This is a genomic window from Caballeronia hypogeia (genome assembly GCF_001544875.2).
GTDB classification, from domain to species: domain Bacteria; phylum Pseudomonadota; class Gammaproteobacteria; order Burkholderiales; family Burkholderiaceae; genus Caballeronia; species Caballeronia hypogeia.
On record NZ_FCOA02000004.1, the window covers coordinates 44,482 to 59,503 of the forward strand.

Annotated in this window: 12 protein-coding genes; 10 read left to right on the forward strand and 2 right to left on the reverse strand. The window is 64.1% G+C overall.

From position 1 onward, the window contains the following. Window positions 1-57: 57 nt before the first annotated feature. From AWB79_RS08975 to AWB79_RS09020, 10 genes are read left to right on the forward strand one after another with little or no spacing between them, the layout of a single operon-like run. The gene (locus AWB79_RS08975) at window positions 58-1,455 is read left to right on the forward strand and encodes an undecaprenyl-phosphate glucose phosphotransferase (protein WP_061167066.1); all 1,398 of its coding nucleotides are present in this window, start codon (window positions 58-60) and stop codon (window positions 1,453-1,455) included. A 33-nt stretch (window positions 1,456-1,488) separates the two neighbouring features. Next, window positions 1,489-2,886 (forward strand): UDP-glucose dehydrogenase family protein, encoded by a 1,398-nt coding sequence (locus tag AWB79_RS08980; RefSeq protein ID WP_061167067.1) that lies wholly within the window; start codon window positions 1,489-1,491, stop codon window positions 2,884-2,886. A gap of 9 nt (window positions 2,887-2,895) precedes the next feature. Continuing rightward, a complete protein-coding gene (locus AWB79_RS08985) occupies window positions 2,896-3,339 on the forward strand; it encodes a low molecular weight protein-tyrosine-phosphatase (RefSeq protein WP_061167068.1) in 444 nt (147 codons plus the stop codon). Then, window positions 3,333-4,502, forward strand: coding sequence for a polysaccharide biosynthesis/export family protein (locus tag AWB79_RS08990; protein ID WP_061167069.1), 1,170 nt, complete (start codon window positions 3,333-3,335; stop codon window positions 4,500-4,502). Before AWB79_RS08985 ends, AWB79_RS08990 begins: the two co-directional genes overlap by 7 nt. Before the next feature lie 10 nt (window positions 4,503-4,512). After that, a complete protein-coding gene (locus AWB79_RS08995) occupies window positions 4,513-6,735 on the forward strand; it encodes a polysaccharide biosynthesis tyrosine autokinase (protein WP_061167070.1) in 2,223 nt (740 codons plus the stop codon). Window positions 6,736-6,765: 30 nt separating this feature from the next. Beyond that, window positions 6,766-7,725: a glycosyltransferase family 2 protein gene (locus AWB79_RS09000; RefSeq protein WP_061167341.1), complete on the forward strand. Its 960-nt coding sequence runs from the start codon at window positions 6,766-6,768 to the stop codon at window positions 7,723-7,725. Then, window positions 7,722-8,852, forward strand: a complete 1,131-nt coding sequence (locus AWB79_RS09005; protein WP_061167071.1) for a glycosyltransferase — start codon at window positions 7,722-7,724, stop codon at window positions 8,850-8,852. The genes AWB79_RS09000 and AWB79_RS09005 overlap by 4 nt, the downstream gene beginning before the upstream one ends. Continuing rightward, on the forward strand, window positions 8,849-10,375 hold the full coding sequence (locus AWB79_RS09010; protein ID WP_061167072.1) for a glucose-6-phosphate isomerase: 1,527 nt from the start codon (window positions 8,849-8,851) through the stop codon (window positions 10,373-10,375). Before AWB79_RS09005 ends, AWB79_RS09010 begins: the two co-directional genes overlap by 4 nt. Then, window positions 10,338-11,522, forward strand: coding sequence for a glycosyltransferase family 4 protein (locus AWB79_RS09015; RefSeq protein ID WP_061167073.1), 1,185 nt, complete (start codon window positions 10,338-10,340; stop codon window positions 11,520-11,522). Before AWB79_RS09010 ends, AWB79_RS09015 begins: the two co-directional genes overlap by 38 nt. A gap of 35 nt (window positions 11,523-11,557) precedes the next feature. After that, complete coding sequence (locus tag AWB79_RS09020) at window positions 11,558-12,724, forward strand: glycosyltransferase family 4 protein (RefSeq protein WP_061167074.1); 1,167 nt, start codon at window positions 11,558-11,560, stop codon at window positions 12,722-12,724. Window positions 12,725-12,772: 48 nt separating this feature from the next. Here AWB79_RS09020 and AWB79_RS09025 read toward each other — a convergent pair whose 3' ends face one another. After that, complete coding sequence (locus AWB79_RS09025; protein ID WP_061167075.1) at window positions 12,773-13,681, reverse strand: GDP-mannose 4,6-dehydratase; 909 nt, start codon at window positions 13,679-13,681, stop codon at window positions 12,773-12,775. 7 nt (window positions 13,682-13,688) lie between these two features. Next, on the reverse strand, window positions 13,689-14,732 hold the full coding sequence (gene gmd / locus AWB79_RS09030; protein ID WP_061167076.1) for a GDP-mannose 4,6-dehydratase: 1,044 nt from the start codon (window positions 14,730-14,732) through the stop codon (window positions 13,689-13,691). Window positions 14,733-15,022: the final 290 nt, after the last annotated feature.

Below are 15,022 nucleotides of genomic sequence, written 5' to 3' on the forward strand. Positions count from 1 at the left end.
CGCTACGCAGAGAGCGAAACGGAACTGCTCCTGCATTCTTCTTCCGAGGTGAATTCGATGCTGAGCGTGATATCGAGAGTCGTCGACATAGCCATGGCGGTATTCGGCGCGTTACTCGGCGCATCGCTCGATGCGAATGCTTTCGTATGGCTCGACGATGTAGAACGCACCATGCTCGGCTTCTCCTGCGTGCTGATGATCATGACGTTCCCGTCGTTCGGTATTTACCAGTCGTGGCGCGGCAAGCCTGTCTACGATCTGCTGTTGCGCGCAACGGCCGCGTGGATGCTGGTCGAGAGCGCGGGCGTGCTGCTCACCTTCAGCATTCATCGCGCGGACTCGCTGTCGCGGCTGTGGCTCATGTACTGGGCCGCGTGCACGGTCGGCCTGCTGATCGTTTCGAAGGCGCTGATCCATACCACGCTCAAGCTCCTGCGCCGCGAAGGCTTCAATCAGAAGACGGTCGCGATCATCGGCTCGGCGCCTTATGCGCAGTTTCTTATCGAGCAGATGCGCGGTCGTCCCGATGCCGGTTTCAGCCCCGTCTGCGTGTTCGATCTCGGTGACGAGCTTCAAGTGAAGAGTTCCGCGCTCGAAGGCGACATGCTCGGCAACGTGCCTATCGAACGCGAATTCGATCAGCTCGTGAATCAGGTGCGCGAGCGCGCGATCCGCGAACTGTGGCTCGCCTTGCCCATCTCGCAAGAGCAAACGATGCACCGCATCGTGACCGAGTTCCGCGACGACTTCGTCAACGTGCGCTTCATTCCCGATGTGCGCAGCCTGTCGTTCTTCGGCCATGCGGTCGTCGATCTGCTGGGCGTTCCCGCGATCAATCTCGCCGCGTCGCCGATCACGGACATCAAGGTGCTGCCCAAGCTCGTGTTCGATCGCGTGTTCGCCGCCTGCGTGCTGCTCGGCATGTCGCCGCTGCTCGCAGTGATCGCCGTGCTCGTGAAGCTCTCGTCGCCGGGGCCGGTGTTCTTCAGGCAGAAGCGCAAGGGCATCGACGGACACGAGTTCGAAATCTACAAGTTCCGTTCGATGAAAGTGCATCACGAAGTCGCCGGACAGATCACCCAGGCGCGCCGCGGCGACAAGCGCGTGACGAAGGTCGGTGCGTTCCTGCGCCGTACGAGCCTCGACGAGCTGCCGCAATTCATCAACGTGCTCAAGGGCGAGATGTCCGTGGTCGGCCCGCGTCCGCATGCGCTCGAACACGACGACATCTACAAGGACCTCGTGAAGGGCTACATGCACCGCTATCGCATCAAGCCGGGCATCACGGGCTGGGCGCAGGTCAATGGCTATCGCGGCGAGACGGATCGCATCGAAAAGATGTCGGGCCGCGTGAAGCTCGATCTCTACTACATGCAGCACTGGACCTTCGGTCTCGACATGAAGATCGTCGCAATGACGCTGTGGAAGGGCTTCGCGGGCGCAAACGCTTACTAAACGAATCAGGCAAACAACACCGGGAGTTGGATCATGAAACTGACGATCATCGGCAGCGGCTACGTTGGACTCGTGACGGGCGCATGCCTCGCGGATATCGGCAACGACGTCGTGTGCCTCGATGTCGACGAACGCAAGATCGCCATTCTCAACGGCGGCGGCATTCCGATTCACGAGCCGGGCCTGCAGGAGGTGATCGACCGCAATCGCGATGCAGGACGGCTCGGTTTCACGTCGAACGTGGCGGAGGCGATCGAGCATGGCGAGATGCTGTTCATCGCAGTGGGCACGCCTTCCGATGAAGACGGCTCGGCGGATCTGCAATATGTGCTCGCGGCCGCGCGCGATATCGGCCGCTATATGAACGGCTTTAGGACCATCGTCGACAAGTCCACCGTGCCGGTCGGCACCGCGCGCCGCGTGAAGGACACAATTCAGCGCGAACTGGACGCGCGCGGCGCGAGCCACATGTTCTCGGTCGTGTCGAACCCCGAGTTCCTGAAGGAAGGCGCGGCGATCGAGGACTTCACGCGGCCTGACCGCATCGTGATCGGCTGCGACGACGACGTGCCCGGCGAGCGCGCGCGCGAACGCATGAAGCGCCTCTACGCGCCGTTCAACCGCAATCACGAACGCACGCTTTACATGGACGTGCAATCGGCCGAGTTCACGAAATACGCGGCCAACGCGATGCTCGCAACGCGCATTTCGTTCATGAACGAACTCGCGAATTTCGCGGATCGCGTGGGCGCGGATATCGAAGCGGTGCGGCGCGGCATCGGCTCGGACCCGCGCATCGGCCATGACTTTCTCTACGCGGGCTGCGGTTATGGCGGCTCGTGCTTTCCGAAGGACGTGCGCTCGCTGATCCAGACGGCTTCCGAATTCGGCCACGAGATGAGCATTCTCAAGGCGGTCTCGGACGTGAACGAAACGCAGAAGGACAAGCTGACGCACAAGATCGTCGAGCGCTTCGGCGACGACCTTTCGGGCCGCACGTTCGCGCTGTGGGGCCTGGCGTTCAAGCCCAACACGGACGATATGCGCGATGCGCCGAGTCGCGTGCTCGCCGCCGCGCTGCTCTCGCGCGGCGCGAAGATCGTTGCCTACGACCCGGTCGCCGTCGATGAAGCGCGCCGCGTGTTCGCGATCGATCTGCAAGGCGAGCCGGAAGCGCGCGCGCGTCTTTCGTATGCGGCCAATCACAAGGACGCGCTCGATGGCGCGGATGCGCTCGTCATCGTCACCGAATGGAAGGTCTTCAAGAGCCCGGACTTCGACACGATCAGGCGCCGCCTCAAGACGCCCGTGATCTTCGACGGCCGCAATCTCTACGAGCCGGAAACCATGAGCGAAATGGGCATCGAGTATCACGCGATCGGGCGCGGCGTGCGGCATGTCGATGCGGACATCGCGGCGAGCGTTTCCTGAAGCGATCCCATGTTCGGAACTGTTCTCATCGTTTGCCACGCGAACATCTGCCGCAGTCCGGCGGCGGAAATGCTGTTTCGCGCGCATCTCGCGAAACGTGGAGCCACGCCGATGGAATTCCGCTCGGCGGGTCTCTATGCGCAGGACGGCGACGACATCGACCCGACGATGCAGTCCCTGCTCGCCGAGCAGGGACTGGATTCGTCGGGGCATCGTTCGCGTCGGCTGGACCGGCGCATGGCGCGCGACGCCGATCTGATCCTCGTGCCCGAGCGCAAGCAGATCGACGCGATCCGCCGCCTCGCGCCGACCACGCACGGCAAGGTGCATCTGCTGGGCAAGTGGGAAGACGCGGAAGTGACGGACCCGTATGGCGGCCATGAAGCCGCGTATCGCGAGAGCTTTGGACTTATCGAACGGCTGGTGCTCGGATGGCTCGACAAAATATGCTGACTTCCCGTGTTCTTTTGCCGGCGATCTTTATGTCGGCGCTTCTGTCCGCGTGCAGCACGGCGCCGGGCAATTACCTCGATACCTCCCGACTCGAAGACAAGGACCCGACGCCGACCGCGACCTATCCGGTCCATCTCATCACGGCGGGTGTCATCGCGCAGGAACAGGCGACGCCCGAAGCCGCGCAGCCGCTGCCGCCCGCGCGTTTCGCCGATCCGGCGCAGTACGTCTATCGCATCGCGCCGCAGGACATTCTCGGCGTGACGCTGTGGGATCACCCCGAGCTGACGACGCCGCAAGGCAGCACGCTTTCGACCGGCGGCAACACCACGCAGACCATCGCGGGCGTGTTGCAGCAGCCCTATACGCAGGCGTTGCCGGGTCAGGCCGACCCCTACGGCCAGACCGTGGCCCCGAACGGCACGATCTACTTTCCGTTCATCGGCAAGGTGCGCGTGGCGGGCAAGACCACGGGCGAGGTCCGCGACGAAATGGCGGCCGCGCTCGCGCCGTACATAAAGAATCCGCAGCTCGACGTGCGCGTGCTCGCGTATCGCAGCCAGAAGATTGCGATGACGGGCGAAGTGAAGCTCCCCGGCCCGCTCGCGATGAGCGACGTGCCGCTCACGCTCGTCGACGCCATCGTGCGTTCCGGCGGCACGACGCCCGAAGCCGATCTGCAGCGCGTGCGCCTGACGCGCAACGGCAAGCTTTACGTGCTCGATGCGAACGCCGTGCTCGATCGCGGCGACGACACGCAGAACGTGATGCTCCAGGCGGGCGACATTATCAACATTCCGGACCGTTACGACAGCCGCATCTTCGTGATGGGCGAAGTGAAGGTGCCGATGCCGGTGAACATGGTGCGCGGCCGCGCCTCTATCGCGGACGCGCTGACGCTCGCCGGCGGCGTGCTCGACACCGATGCCAACGTGCGGCAGATCTATGTCGTGCGCGGCGCGCGCAGCAATCCGGCGCGGCCCGACATCTATCGGCTCGACATGTCGCAACCCGATTCGCTGCTGCTGTCCACGCAGTTCCAGCTGCATCCGCAGGATGTGGTCTATGTGGGTACGGCGGGCGCGGTGCAGTTCAACCGTCTGGTCAATCAGGTGTTGCCGACCTTGCAGACGCTTTTCTACATGAAGCAGCTGACGCGCTGAGGGGAGCCGTATCGTGAACATGCAAGATCATCCCTATTTGCCGAAGCCGGACGAAGAGGACGTCGTCCTCGGCAATCTCATCCAGGCGGTGCTCGACGACATCTGGTGGCTCATCGGCGTCGCGGCGTTCGTGATTCTGTCCGCCGCCGTGTATTGCGCGATCGCGAAGCCGGTGTATTCCGCCGACGCGCACGTGCGCGTCGAGACCAACGACAACACGTCGCAGGCGCTCACGCAGACGCAAACCGGCCAGACCATCAACGCCGGTTCGAGCGCGCTGCCGACCGACGCGGAGATCGAGATCATCAAGAGCCGCGGCGTGGTTGCGCCCGTGGTCGCGCAATGCAAGCTCAACTTCTCCGTTGCCCCGGTGACGATGCCGCTGCTCGGCAGCATCGCCGCGCGTTTCGCGACGCCGGGCGTGCCCGCGAAGCCGTGGTTCGGCATGAGCTCGTATGCGTGGGGCGGCGAGATCGCGGAGGTCGATTCCATGGAAGTCGAGCCGCAATGGGAAGGCCAGGGCCTGACACTGACGGCGCTCGGCGACTCGCGCTACACGCTGGCGGACAAGCAAGGGCGCGTGCTCTTGCAGGGCAAGGCAGGCGAATCGGCGAGCGGCAATGGCGTGAATCTGCTCGTGTCGAAACTCGTCGCGCGCCCCGGCACGCGCTTCAAGGTGACGCGCGCGAACGACCTTTCGGCTATCGCGAGCTTCCAGTCGCGCATCACGGTGACGGAGCAGGGCAAGCAGACGGGCGTCATTCAAATCTCGCTGGAGAATCCGAATCCCGAGCACGCGGCGGAAATCGCGAATGCGCTGGCTCAGTCGTATGTGCGTCAGCATGTCGAGACCAAGCAGGCCGACGCCAGCAAGATGCTCGAATTCCTGAAGACCGAGGAGCCGCGCCTCAAGGCCGATCTGCAACACGCGGAAGCCGCGCTCACCGAGTATCAGCGCGAGGCGGGCGTGATCAACGCGAGCGACGAAGCGAAGGTCTATCTCGAAGGCAGCATCAACTACGAGGCGCAGATTTCCTCGCTGCGCCTGCAGATTTCGACGCTGGAGCAGCGCTACGGCGATCTGCATCCGTCGCTCGCCACGGCGCGTCAGCAACTCGCGCAACTCGAAGCGCAGCGCGAACGCTATGCATCGCGCTTTCGCGATCTGCCGCAATCGGAAGTGAAGGCGGTCGCGTTGCAGCGCGACGCCAAGGTGGCCGAAGACATCTACGTGCTGCTGCTCAATCGCGTGCAGGAGCTATCAGTGCAGCGCGCGGGCACGGGCGGGAACGTGCATATCGTCGATGCCGCGTTGCGCCCCGGCGATCCGGTGAAGCCCAAGAAGGTGCTCATCATGTCGGCGGCGGTGATTCTCGGCCTGATTCTCGGCACCGGCTTCGTGTTCGCGCGCCGCGCGATCTTCAAGGGCATCGACGATCCGGAGCGTCTGGAGCGCGTCTCGGCCTTGCCGATCTTCGGTCTCGTGCCACAGAGCGTCGAGCAGACCAAGTTCGATACCGACGCGAAGCGCCGCCGCGAGCCCGTTCACGAAGCCCCTATTCTCGTGACGATGCGCCCCAACGACATGTGCGTCGAGATCATGCGCAGCCTGCGCACGTCGATCCAGTTCTCGCTGATGGAAGCGCGCAACCGCGTGGTGATGATGACGGGGCCGGCATCGGGCGTGGGCAAGAGCTTTCTTAGCCTGAACCTTGCCGTGCTGCTCGCGGCGACGGGCAAGAAGGTTCTGCTGATCGACGGCGACATGCGCCGCGGCAAGCTCGAGCGTTCGTTCGACGGCAAGCGGGCGCCGGGTCTCGCGGAACTGCTCGCGGGAAGCGTGAGCCTCGAAGAAGCGATCCGCACGACGCGCGTTCCCTCGCTCGATTTCATCGCGGCGGGCAAGCGTCCCGAGAATCCGTCGGAGCTGTTGATGTCACCGCGCCTTCAGCAGTATTTCGATGCGCTCGGCCGGAGCTACGACGTGATTCTCATCGACACGCCGCCCGTGCTCGCCGTGACCGACGCGCTGATCGTCGGCAAGCTCGCGGGCACGAACTTCCTCGTGCTGCGCTCGGGCGCGCACAACGAGGCGGAAATCACCGAGGCATCGCGCCGCCTGCGCACGGCGGGCATTGCGGTACTGGGCGCGATCCTCAACGGCACGCCGCAACGCGCGCGCGGTTATGGGCGCGCGCAATACGCGGCGGTCGAGGAATACGTGGGTAGCTGATCACACGATAAAAGAGAGCGAGCGATGACGATGAAAGTCTCCGTGGTGGTGCCGACGTATCGAAGGCCGGCGGATCTGAAGCGCTGCCTTGCGGCGCTGCGCGTGCAGACGCGCTGTCCCGACGAAGTGCTGGTGATCGCGCGTCCCGAGGACGATGCGACAGCGCGCCGTCTTGCCATCGAACTGAAGAGCGCGAACGGCTTCGTGCTGCGCGTGATCGATACGGGCGCGGGCGGTCAGGTCGCCGCGCTCAATCGCGGCCTGGAGTCGGCGGCGGGCGACATCATCGCGATCACCGACGACGACGCCGCGCCGCGCCCCGACTGGATCGAGCGCATCGCGCATGCGTTCGAAGCCAACGATCGCCTGGGCGCGATCGGCGGACGTGACTGGGTGCACGAGAAGGGCCGCGTGCTCGACGGCTCGCGCCATGAGATCGGCGTGATTCGCAAGAGCGGGCGCGTGGTCGGCAATCATCATCTCGGCGTGGGTCCGGCGCGCGCCGTGCGCATGCTGAAGGGCGCGAACATGAGCTACCGGCGCGCGGCGATCGCGTCGTTGCGTTTCGATACGCGTCTGCGAGGCGCGGGCGCGCAGGTCCACAACGACATGGCGTTCAGCATGAGCGTGCGGCGCGCGGGCTGGACCGTGATCTACGATCCGCTGATCGCGGTCGATCATTTCCCCGCCGAGCGTTTCGACGATGATCGCCGCGACGCGCAGACGCTCGGCGCGTTGACGGACGCCGCGTACAACTTCCATCTGATTCTGAGCGAAGAGCTGGAATCGTTCGATCGCGAGATCGCGTGGCTCTGGCATGCGTTGATCGGCACGCGTGTCTATCCCGGCGTGCTGCATGCGCTGCTCGCGATGCGCGGCGGCGTGGCGCACGCATGGGAACGCTGGCGCGCGGTGCGCCGTGGCGCATGGCAGGCGCGCCGCGCGAACGAAACATCGACGCAGACGCTTCCCGCCGCGAGGACGCTATGACGCACGTGCATGTCCATCTCTTTTACGGCGCGGACCCGCGGAGCTATCGCAAGGGCGACGACATCGGCTGTCTGTATGGCTATCATCATGCGGAGTCGTCGGAGTTCGCGCTTTCGTATTCGCGCGATAAAGCGGAAAGCCGCCCGATGCGCCTGATGCGGCGCGCGCTGAAAACGGCGCTCGGTTTCGACTTCATTCATACGTGGCGCAATCGCGATGCGCTCCTTTCCTGCGACGCGGTGTGGACGCATACCGAGCAGGAATATCTTTCCGCCGCGCTGCTTCTGCTGCTCAAGGGGCGCACGCGAAACAAGCCGCTCCTTCTCGCGCAATCGATCTGGCTGCTCGACAAGTGGCCTGAATATGGCGCGTTGCGGCGCTGGGCGTATCGCAAGCTGATCGCGCGCGCGGATATTCTCACGACGCATTCGAGCGTCAACGCGGCGCTGGTGCGCGAGTATTTCGGCCGCGATGCGACACAAGTTTTCTATGGCCTCAACACGCGGGACTTCGCGCTCAGGGAGCCGCGCGCGTGGACGCCGCACGCGCCGTTGCGCGTCGGTGCGATCGGCAACGATCGCGATCGCGACTGGACGACGCTCGCTTCCGCGTTTCGCGACGATGAGCGCTACCACGTGCGGATCGCGACGCGGCGGTGCGTGAGTCCTTCGTTGCGTGCGTCGAATGTGGAGATCGCGCCGGCCATCGGCCTGAACGCGGCGCGCAAACTTTACGACTGGGCCGATGTGATCGTCGTGCCACTGCGCGCGAACACGCACGCATCGGGCCTGACGGTGCTGCTGGAATCGGTGGCGCTGGGCAAGCCCGTGATCGTCACGGATGTGGGCGGCTTGCGCGACTACTTCGGCACGGGGCACGTTTCATATGTGCCCGCGCACGATCGCGCGGCGCTCAAACGCGCGGTAGACGAATTGCGCGCGAACCCATCGCTTGCGCTCGCACGGGCGCAGGCCGCGCTCAGGCATTTCATCGCGCGCGATTACACGACACGCGAATTCGCGCTGCAACACGTGCGCCTCACGCGCGAGGCGCTCGGGCGTGCGCAGGGCGTCAATCAAAGCGCGAGCGAGCCCGCCGTGTTCGCATCGCACGAGCTCACGCAATGAACGCATCGTCCCTGCCGCGCGCGCCACGCGATCTCGCTGCCCGCATCGGCACGATGAAGGCTGCGCGCAAAGGCCCTCCCGAGTGGACCGCGCAGGCGGTCGTCTGGGGGCTGACGGCGCTGCTCGTGCTCGCGCGCCAGGGCACGGTGCTCACGCTCGCGTTCCCGCTCATGTCGACGCTCGCGGCCTTGTGGCTGTATTTCAAGAGCCCGGCGCGCTACATCGGCTTCATGTGGTGGATCTGGTTTCTGAGCCCGGAAGTGCGCCGTCTCGCGGACTGGGGCAAGGGCTCGTTCACGCCGACGAGCCTGATCCAGATCGCGCCGCTCGTCGTGACGATGATCAGCGGCATCACGCTGTTGCGTCAGTATCGCGTGCTCGCGCAACGGCGCGGGCTGCCCGTGCTTCTGATGCTGCTCGGCATCGCCTATGCATATCTGATCGGCGTCGCGTCGAGCGGACCGATGGCCGCGACCTACGATCTCGCGAACTGGCTGTATCCGGTGCTGATCGGCTTTCACATCATGGTGAACGCCCATGAGTATCCGAAGTATCGCAAGGTGCTGCTCGATACCTTCATTTACGGCCTGCTCGTGATGGGCGCGTACGGCATCGTGCAGTTCTTCATCATGCCGCCGTGGGATTCGCTCTGGATGATCGGCTCACAGATGGCCTCGCAAGGCGAGCCGGTGCCGCTCGGCGTGCGAGTATTCAGCACGATGAATTCGTCCGGCCCGTTCGCGCTAGTCGCGATGGCCGGACTCACCTTCGTGATGGCCGGCACGCAGCGCGCGAAGTGGCTCGCGGGCGGTCTGGGCTTCGTGTCGTTCGGGCTGTCGCTGGTGCGCTCGGCATGGGGCGGCTGGATCATCTCGATGGTGCTGCAGCTCATCAAGGCGAGCAATCGTGTGCGCCTGCGCATACTGCTCGGCGCGATCGTGCTGGTCACGCTGTCGGTGCCGTTGATGACCATCGGTCCGATCGCGGATCGTCTCGGCACGCGCCTGCAAACCATGACCAACCTGAGCGACGACAACAGCTACGCGGCGCGCAACGAGTTCTACGCGAACTTCATGGTGACGGCCTTCACCGATGTCACCGGCGAGGGCTTCGGCGCGACGGGCACGTCCACCAAGCTCGCGAGCGCGAACGGCGATCTCGGCAAATACGGCAGCTTCGACAGCGGCGTGATGAACGTGCCGTTCGTGCTCGGCTGGCCGGGCGGCCTCCTGTACATGGCGGGCGTCGCGTTGTTGCTGGTGCGCGCGCTGCGCGCGTCGTTCTCGCTGCGCGACGACAAGTTCGCGCAGGCCGCCGTGAGCCTCTCCTTCTCGATGATCGGCATTCTCGTGTTCGCGAATACTTTTGTGGGCACCGGCGGTTCGCTGCTGTTCACGGGGCTGTGCTCGATCATCGCCGCGCGCCATCACGCGAAGCTTGTTCGTCGCCGCACTGCATTCTTCTCTCTCACTCAAGGGCAAACCAATGAGAATCGCGATCGTCACGCACGTCGTGCGACATAACGACGGACAAGGCCGCGTCAACCATGAGATCGCGCGCGCGGCGCTCGCCGAGGGGCACGAGGTGATTCTCGTCGCGTCGCAGGTCGCGCCCGAGTTGCTGGAGCATGAACGTCTGCGCTGGGTGCGCGTGAGCGCGTCGCGTGCGTGGCCGACGCGCCTCGTCAAGCAGCAGGTCTTCGCGATGAAGAGCGCGCTTTGGCTGCGCACGCATCACGATGAATATGACGTGCTGCACGTGAATGGCTTCATCACCTGGTCGTGCGCCGATGTGAACACCGCGCATTTCGTGCATGGCGGCTGGCTGAAAAGTCCCTACTACCCGTTCCGCGTGACGGGCGGCGCGTGGTCCGCGTATCAGGTCATCTATAGCCGCAGCAACGCGTGGCTCGAAGGCTGGGCGTATCGTCGTTCGCGCGTGGTGGCGGCGGTGTCGGAGAAAGTGGCGGAGGAGATTCGCGCGGGCGGAATCGAAAGAGCGCGCGTCGAAGTCGTCTATAACGGCGTCGATACGAAAGCCTTCAGCACGGCGACTACGAATCGGGCGCAATTCGGCCTGCGCGACGATGCGTGTCTTCTGCTTTTCGTCGGCGACCTGCGCACGCCGCGCAAGAACCTGCAGACCGTGCTGAAAGCGCTCGTGTCCTTGCCTGCGAACGTTCAGCTCGTCGTGGCGGGTTATCTGCCCGGCAGTCCTTATCCGGATCAGGCGCGCGCGCTCGGCATCGCGGATCGCGTGCATTTTCTGGGGCTCGTGAAGGACATGCCGACACTCATGCATTCCGTCGACGCCTTCGTGTTTCCTTCGCGCTATGAAGCGATGAGCCTCTCGCTGCTCGAAGCGCTCGCGGCTGGCTTGCCTGTCATCACGGCGCGTACGGCGGGTGGCGCGGAGATCATCGGCGAGGAATGCGGCATCGTGCTCGAAGATCCCGACGACGCAAGCGCGCTCGCGCATGCGATCGGTGAACTGGCGGCGTCGCCTGCGCGTCGTGCGCGCATGGGCGAGGCGGCGCGCGAGCTTGCTTCGAACTTCAATTGGGCGCGCATGGCGCGGCGCTATCTCGACCTCTATCGCAGCTTCGCGAAGCGCGAGCGTAACGGCTCTGCTGCGCCTTTGAATACGGCTGCGGCGCAATCCCGCGCATGAAGCGCTGAACAAAACTACCATCAGGACACACGCCTATGAGCACGCCATCCATCAAGTCGCTGCAAATCGGAATGCACTGGTTTCCCGAGCGCGCGGGCGGCCTCGACCGCATGTATTACACGCTGGTCGGCGCGCTGCCGGATGCGGGCGTGGAAGTGCGCGGGGTGGTCGCGGGCTCGCCGCAAGTGGCGGCGGACACCGGCGGCGCGATTCGCGGCTTCGGCCCTGCGGCGCATTCGCTGCCGCGTCGTCTGATGAACGCGCGCAGTGCATTGCGCGACACGCTGCGTGCCGAACGGCCCGACGTCGTGTCGTCGCATTTCGCGCTCTATACGTTTCCCGGTCTCGATGTGACGCGCGGCATCGCGCAGGTCTCGCATTTTCAGGGGCCGTGGGCCGACGAGAGTCATGTGGAAGGCGCGGATTCGCTCGGCCAGCGCGCGAAGTTCATGCTGGAGCGGCGCGTGTATGCGCGCTCGGCGCGTCTGATCGTCTTGTCGGAGGCGTTCGGGCAGATCCTGCATGCGCGTTATGGCGTGCCGGAAGAACGTATTCGCGTGGTGCCGGGTTGCGTCGATGTCGCGCAGTTCGATGTCAACATGACGCGCACCGAAGCGCGCCGGCGTCTGCAATTGCCGGCCGGGCGTCCGATCGTGCTCGCGGTTCGCAGGCTCGTGCGGCGCATGGGGCTGGAGTCGCTCATCGATGCGATCAAGCGCGTCAAGCAGAAGGTGCCGGATGTGTTGTTGCTGATCGCGGGAAAGGGACGTATTGCCGAAGAGCTGCAGGCGCGTATCGACGCCGCCGGTCTCGACGACAACGTGCGTCTGCTCGGCTTCGTTCCCGATGAACAGCTTGCATCTCTTTATCGCGCGGCGGATGTGAGCATCGTGCCGACCGTGGCGCTCGAAGGCTTTGGCCTTATCACCGTGGAATCGCTCGCGTCGGGTACGCCGGTGCTCGTGACGCCGGTCGGCGGATTACCCGAAGCGGTGCGCGGGTTATCGGAAGATCTGGTGCTTGAATCGACGGGCGCGGATGCCATCGCGAACGGCCTGACCGCCGCATTCGATGGCACGCTCGACTTGCCGGATGAAGCCGCGTGCAGACGCTATGCGTGGGAGAACTTCGATCGCTCGGTCATTGCGAAGCGCGTCGCGGCGGTTTATGAGGAAGCCATTCAGGTCGGGCCGGTGCACTGAGACGAGTCGATGCGGTATTCGCGCGGCGTTGTTCGTCGCGCGAATACCTCAACGCGAGCGCATAGCTTCGTGCATCCACGCGAGCGTATCGGCAAGCGGCGTATGCGGTACATTGCCGATCACACGCCGCAGCTTGCCATTGGACCCGACCAGCCGCGCAATCTCATTGCGCCGCATGAACTTCGGATCGACGAACACATCGATCTCATATCCGGCGATGTGCGCGAGCATGCGCAGCGCGTCGCCAAGCGAATGACCGTGGCCCGAGCAGATGTTGAACGTCTCGCCGACCGGCGCGGCCTCCAGCAAGCGCGCATAGACGGCGACGACATCGCGCACATCGGAGAAGTCGCGGCTCACAGCAAGGTTGCCGAGCGATATGCGCGCTTCTCGCCGCGCATGATGCCCGGCGATCTTCGGCAGCACGTAGTCTTCGCTTTGTCCCACGCCCGTGTAGTTGAACGGCCGCACGAAGATCAGCGGCAAACGATCGAGCCATAGCCGCGCCGCGTGCTCCATTGCGAGCTTGCTGACTGCATAGTCGTTCGCGGGCTGAATCGCGACGTTCTCGTCGATGATCTCGACCGACGCGTTGCCATACACGTTCGCGGTGCTGGCGAGCAGAACCGCGCGCGGTTTCTTGTCGAGCGTCGCCAGCGCCGCGAGCAGATTGCGCGTGCCGACGATATTCACGAGATACGTGCGATCCGGCGGATTGCCCGTGACGTGCGCCGCGCCCGCGAGATGCACGACGACATCGGGGCGGGCATCGGTCACGAAGGACGCGAGCGCATCCGCGTCGAGCAGATCGACGGGAACGGCGACCGCATCGGGCACGTCGCCGTCGGGCGAAGTCGTCGTGCCCCAGACGTCATAGCCCGCTTCGGTCAGTTCCACCGCCATGTGGCGGCCCGTGAAGCCCGAAAGGCCGGTGATCAGTGCGCGTCGTCGTGCCATGGCTCGCCTAGAATGTCGGCTGCAGTTCGTTGCGCTTGATGTCGGCTTCGACCATCATCGTGCACAACTCTTCGAGCGTGGTTTTCGGCGTCCAGCCGAGCTTCTCGCGCGCCTTCTCCGCGCTGCCGATCAGCAGATCGACTTCCGCCGGGCGATAGAACTTCGGGTTCACGCGAACGAGCGTGCGGCCCGTCGCGACGTCGATGCCGCGTTCGCGCTCGCCCTTGCCCGTCCATTCGATCTGATAGCCCGCCGCGCTGAAGGCCATGCGCACGAAATCGCGCACGGTTTCGGTGCGGTTCGTTGCGAGCACGTAGGTATCCGGCTCGCTCGCCTGCAGCATGCGCCACATGCCTTCCACGTATTCGGCCGCGAAGCCCCAGTCGCGCTTCGCATCGAGATTGCCGAGTTCGAGCAGCTCTTCCTCGCCGAGACGAATCTTCGCGACGGTGTCCGTGATCTTGCGCGTGACGAATTCGCGGCCACGCAGCGGCGATTCATGATTGAACAGAATGCCGCTGCAGCCGAAGATGTTGTACGACTCACGGTAATTGATCGTCGTCCAGTGCGCGAACAGCTTGGCGACCCCATACGGACTGCGCGGATAGAACGGCGTTTCCTCGCTTTGCGGAATCGCCTGCACCTTGCCGAACATTTCCGACGTGGACGCCTGGTAAAAGCGCATGGTCGGATCGATCACGCGGATCGCTTCGAGCAGGTTGAGCGCACCGAGACCGGTGACGCCGGCCGTGGTCGAAGGCTGATCGAACGACACGCCGACGAAGCTTTGCGCGGCGAGGTTATACAGCTCGCTCGCCTGGGCGGTTTCGAGCAGCCGCAGATTCGAGCCGAGGTCGGTCAGATCGTGTTCCACGAGCCGGAGCTTCGGATGACGGTCGATGCCCAGTTCGGCGATGCGCCAGAAGTTCACCGAACTCGTGCGCCGGTACGTGCCGACCACTTCATACCCTTTGTCGAGCAACAGCTTGGCGAGATACGCGCCGTCTTGTCCCGATACGCCTGTGATGATCGCTTTGAGCTGCGTGGCCATGAGTTTGTACCTCGTCGGTGATGTCGTGAGGCGATTCTAGGGAAAAGAAAACGGAAAAATATCCACGTTGTTTCAGCGCGAGCGACGCCGATTTTTTAAAGTGACATCGCCATTTTTTAATTTCCCCGCTTGAAAAGTTGTCTTGAGCGCACCGGGAAAACCGGCGGATTAATTTTCGTTTTTTTAGCTTTAATTGAACCCTAACCTCCGAAGCGTCGGGACTTGGCTGCCGAAGGCGGCGCTTGGGAGAATAATTTGCGGCGCACTCTGTCGTTGAGATCGGCATGCCT

Excerpts from the sequence above, each read along its gene's own strand:
- gmd (WP_061167076.1), bottom strand. The coding sequence starts at position 14,732 with ATGGCCACGCAGCTCAAAGCGATCATCACAGGCGTATCGGGACAAGAC.
- AWB79_RS09020 (WP_061167074.1), top strand. The coding sequence starts at position 11,558 with ATGAGCACGCCATCCATCAAGTCGCTGCAAATCGGAATGCACTGGTTT.
- AWB79_RS09010 (WP_061167072.1), top strand. The coding sequence starts at position 8,849 with ATGAACGCATCGTCCCTGCCGCGCGCGCCACGCGATCTCGCTGCCCGC.
- AWB79_RS08975 (WP_061167066.1), top strand. The coding sequence starts at position 58 with ATGCTGAGCGTGATATCGAGAGTCGTCGACATAGCCATGGCGGTATTC.
- AWB79_RS08985 (WP_061167068.1), top strand. The coding sequence starts at position 2,896 with ATGTTCGGAACTGTTCTCATCGTTTGCCACGCGAACATCTGCCGCAGT.
- AWB79_RS08990 (WP_061167069.1), top strand. The coding sequence starts at position 3,333 with ATGCTGACTTCCCGTGTTCTTTTGCCGGCGATCTTTATGTCGGCGCTT.
- AWB79_RS08980 (WP_061167067.1), top strand. The coding sequence starts at position 1,489 with ATGAAACTGACGATCATCGGCAGCGGCTACGTTGGACTCGTGACGGGC.
- AWB79_RS09005 (WP_061167071.1), top strand. The coding sequence starts at position 7,722 with ATGACGCACGTGCATGTCCATCTCTTTTACGGCGCGGACCCGCGGAGC.
- AWB79_RS09000 (WP_061167341.1), top strand. The coding sequence starts at position 6,766 with ATGAAAGTCTCCGTGGTGGTGCCGACGTATCGAAGGCCGGCGGATCTG.
- AWB79_RS09025 (WP_061167075.1), bottom strand. The coding sequence starts at position 13,681 with ATGGCACGACGACGCGCACTGATCACCGGCCTTTCGGGCTTCACGGGC.
- AWB79_RS09015 (WP_061167073.1), top strand. The coding sequence starts at position 10,338 with ATGAGAATCGCGATCGTCACGCACGTCGTGCGACATAACGACGGACAA.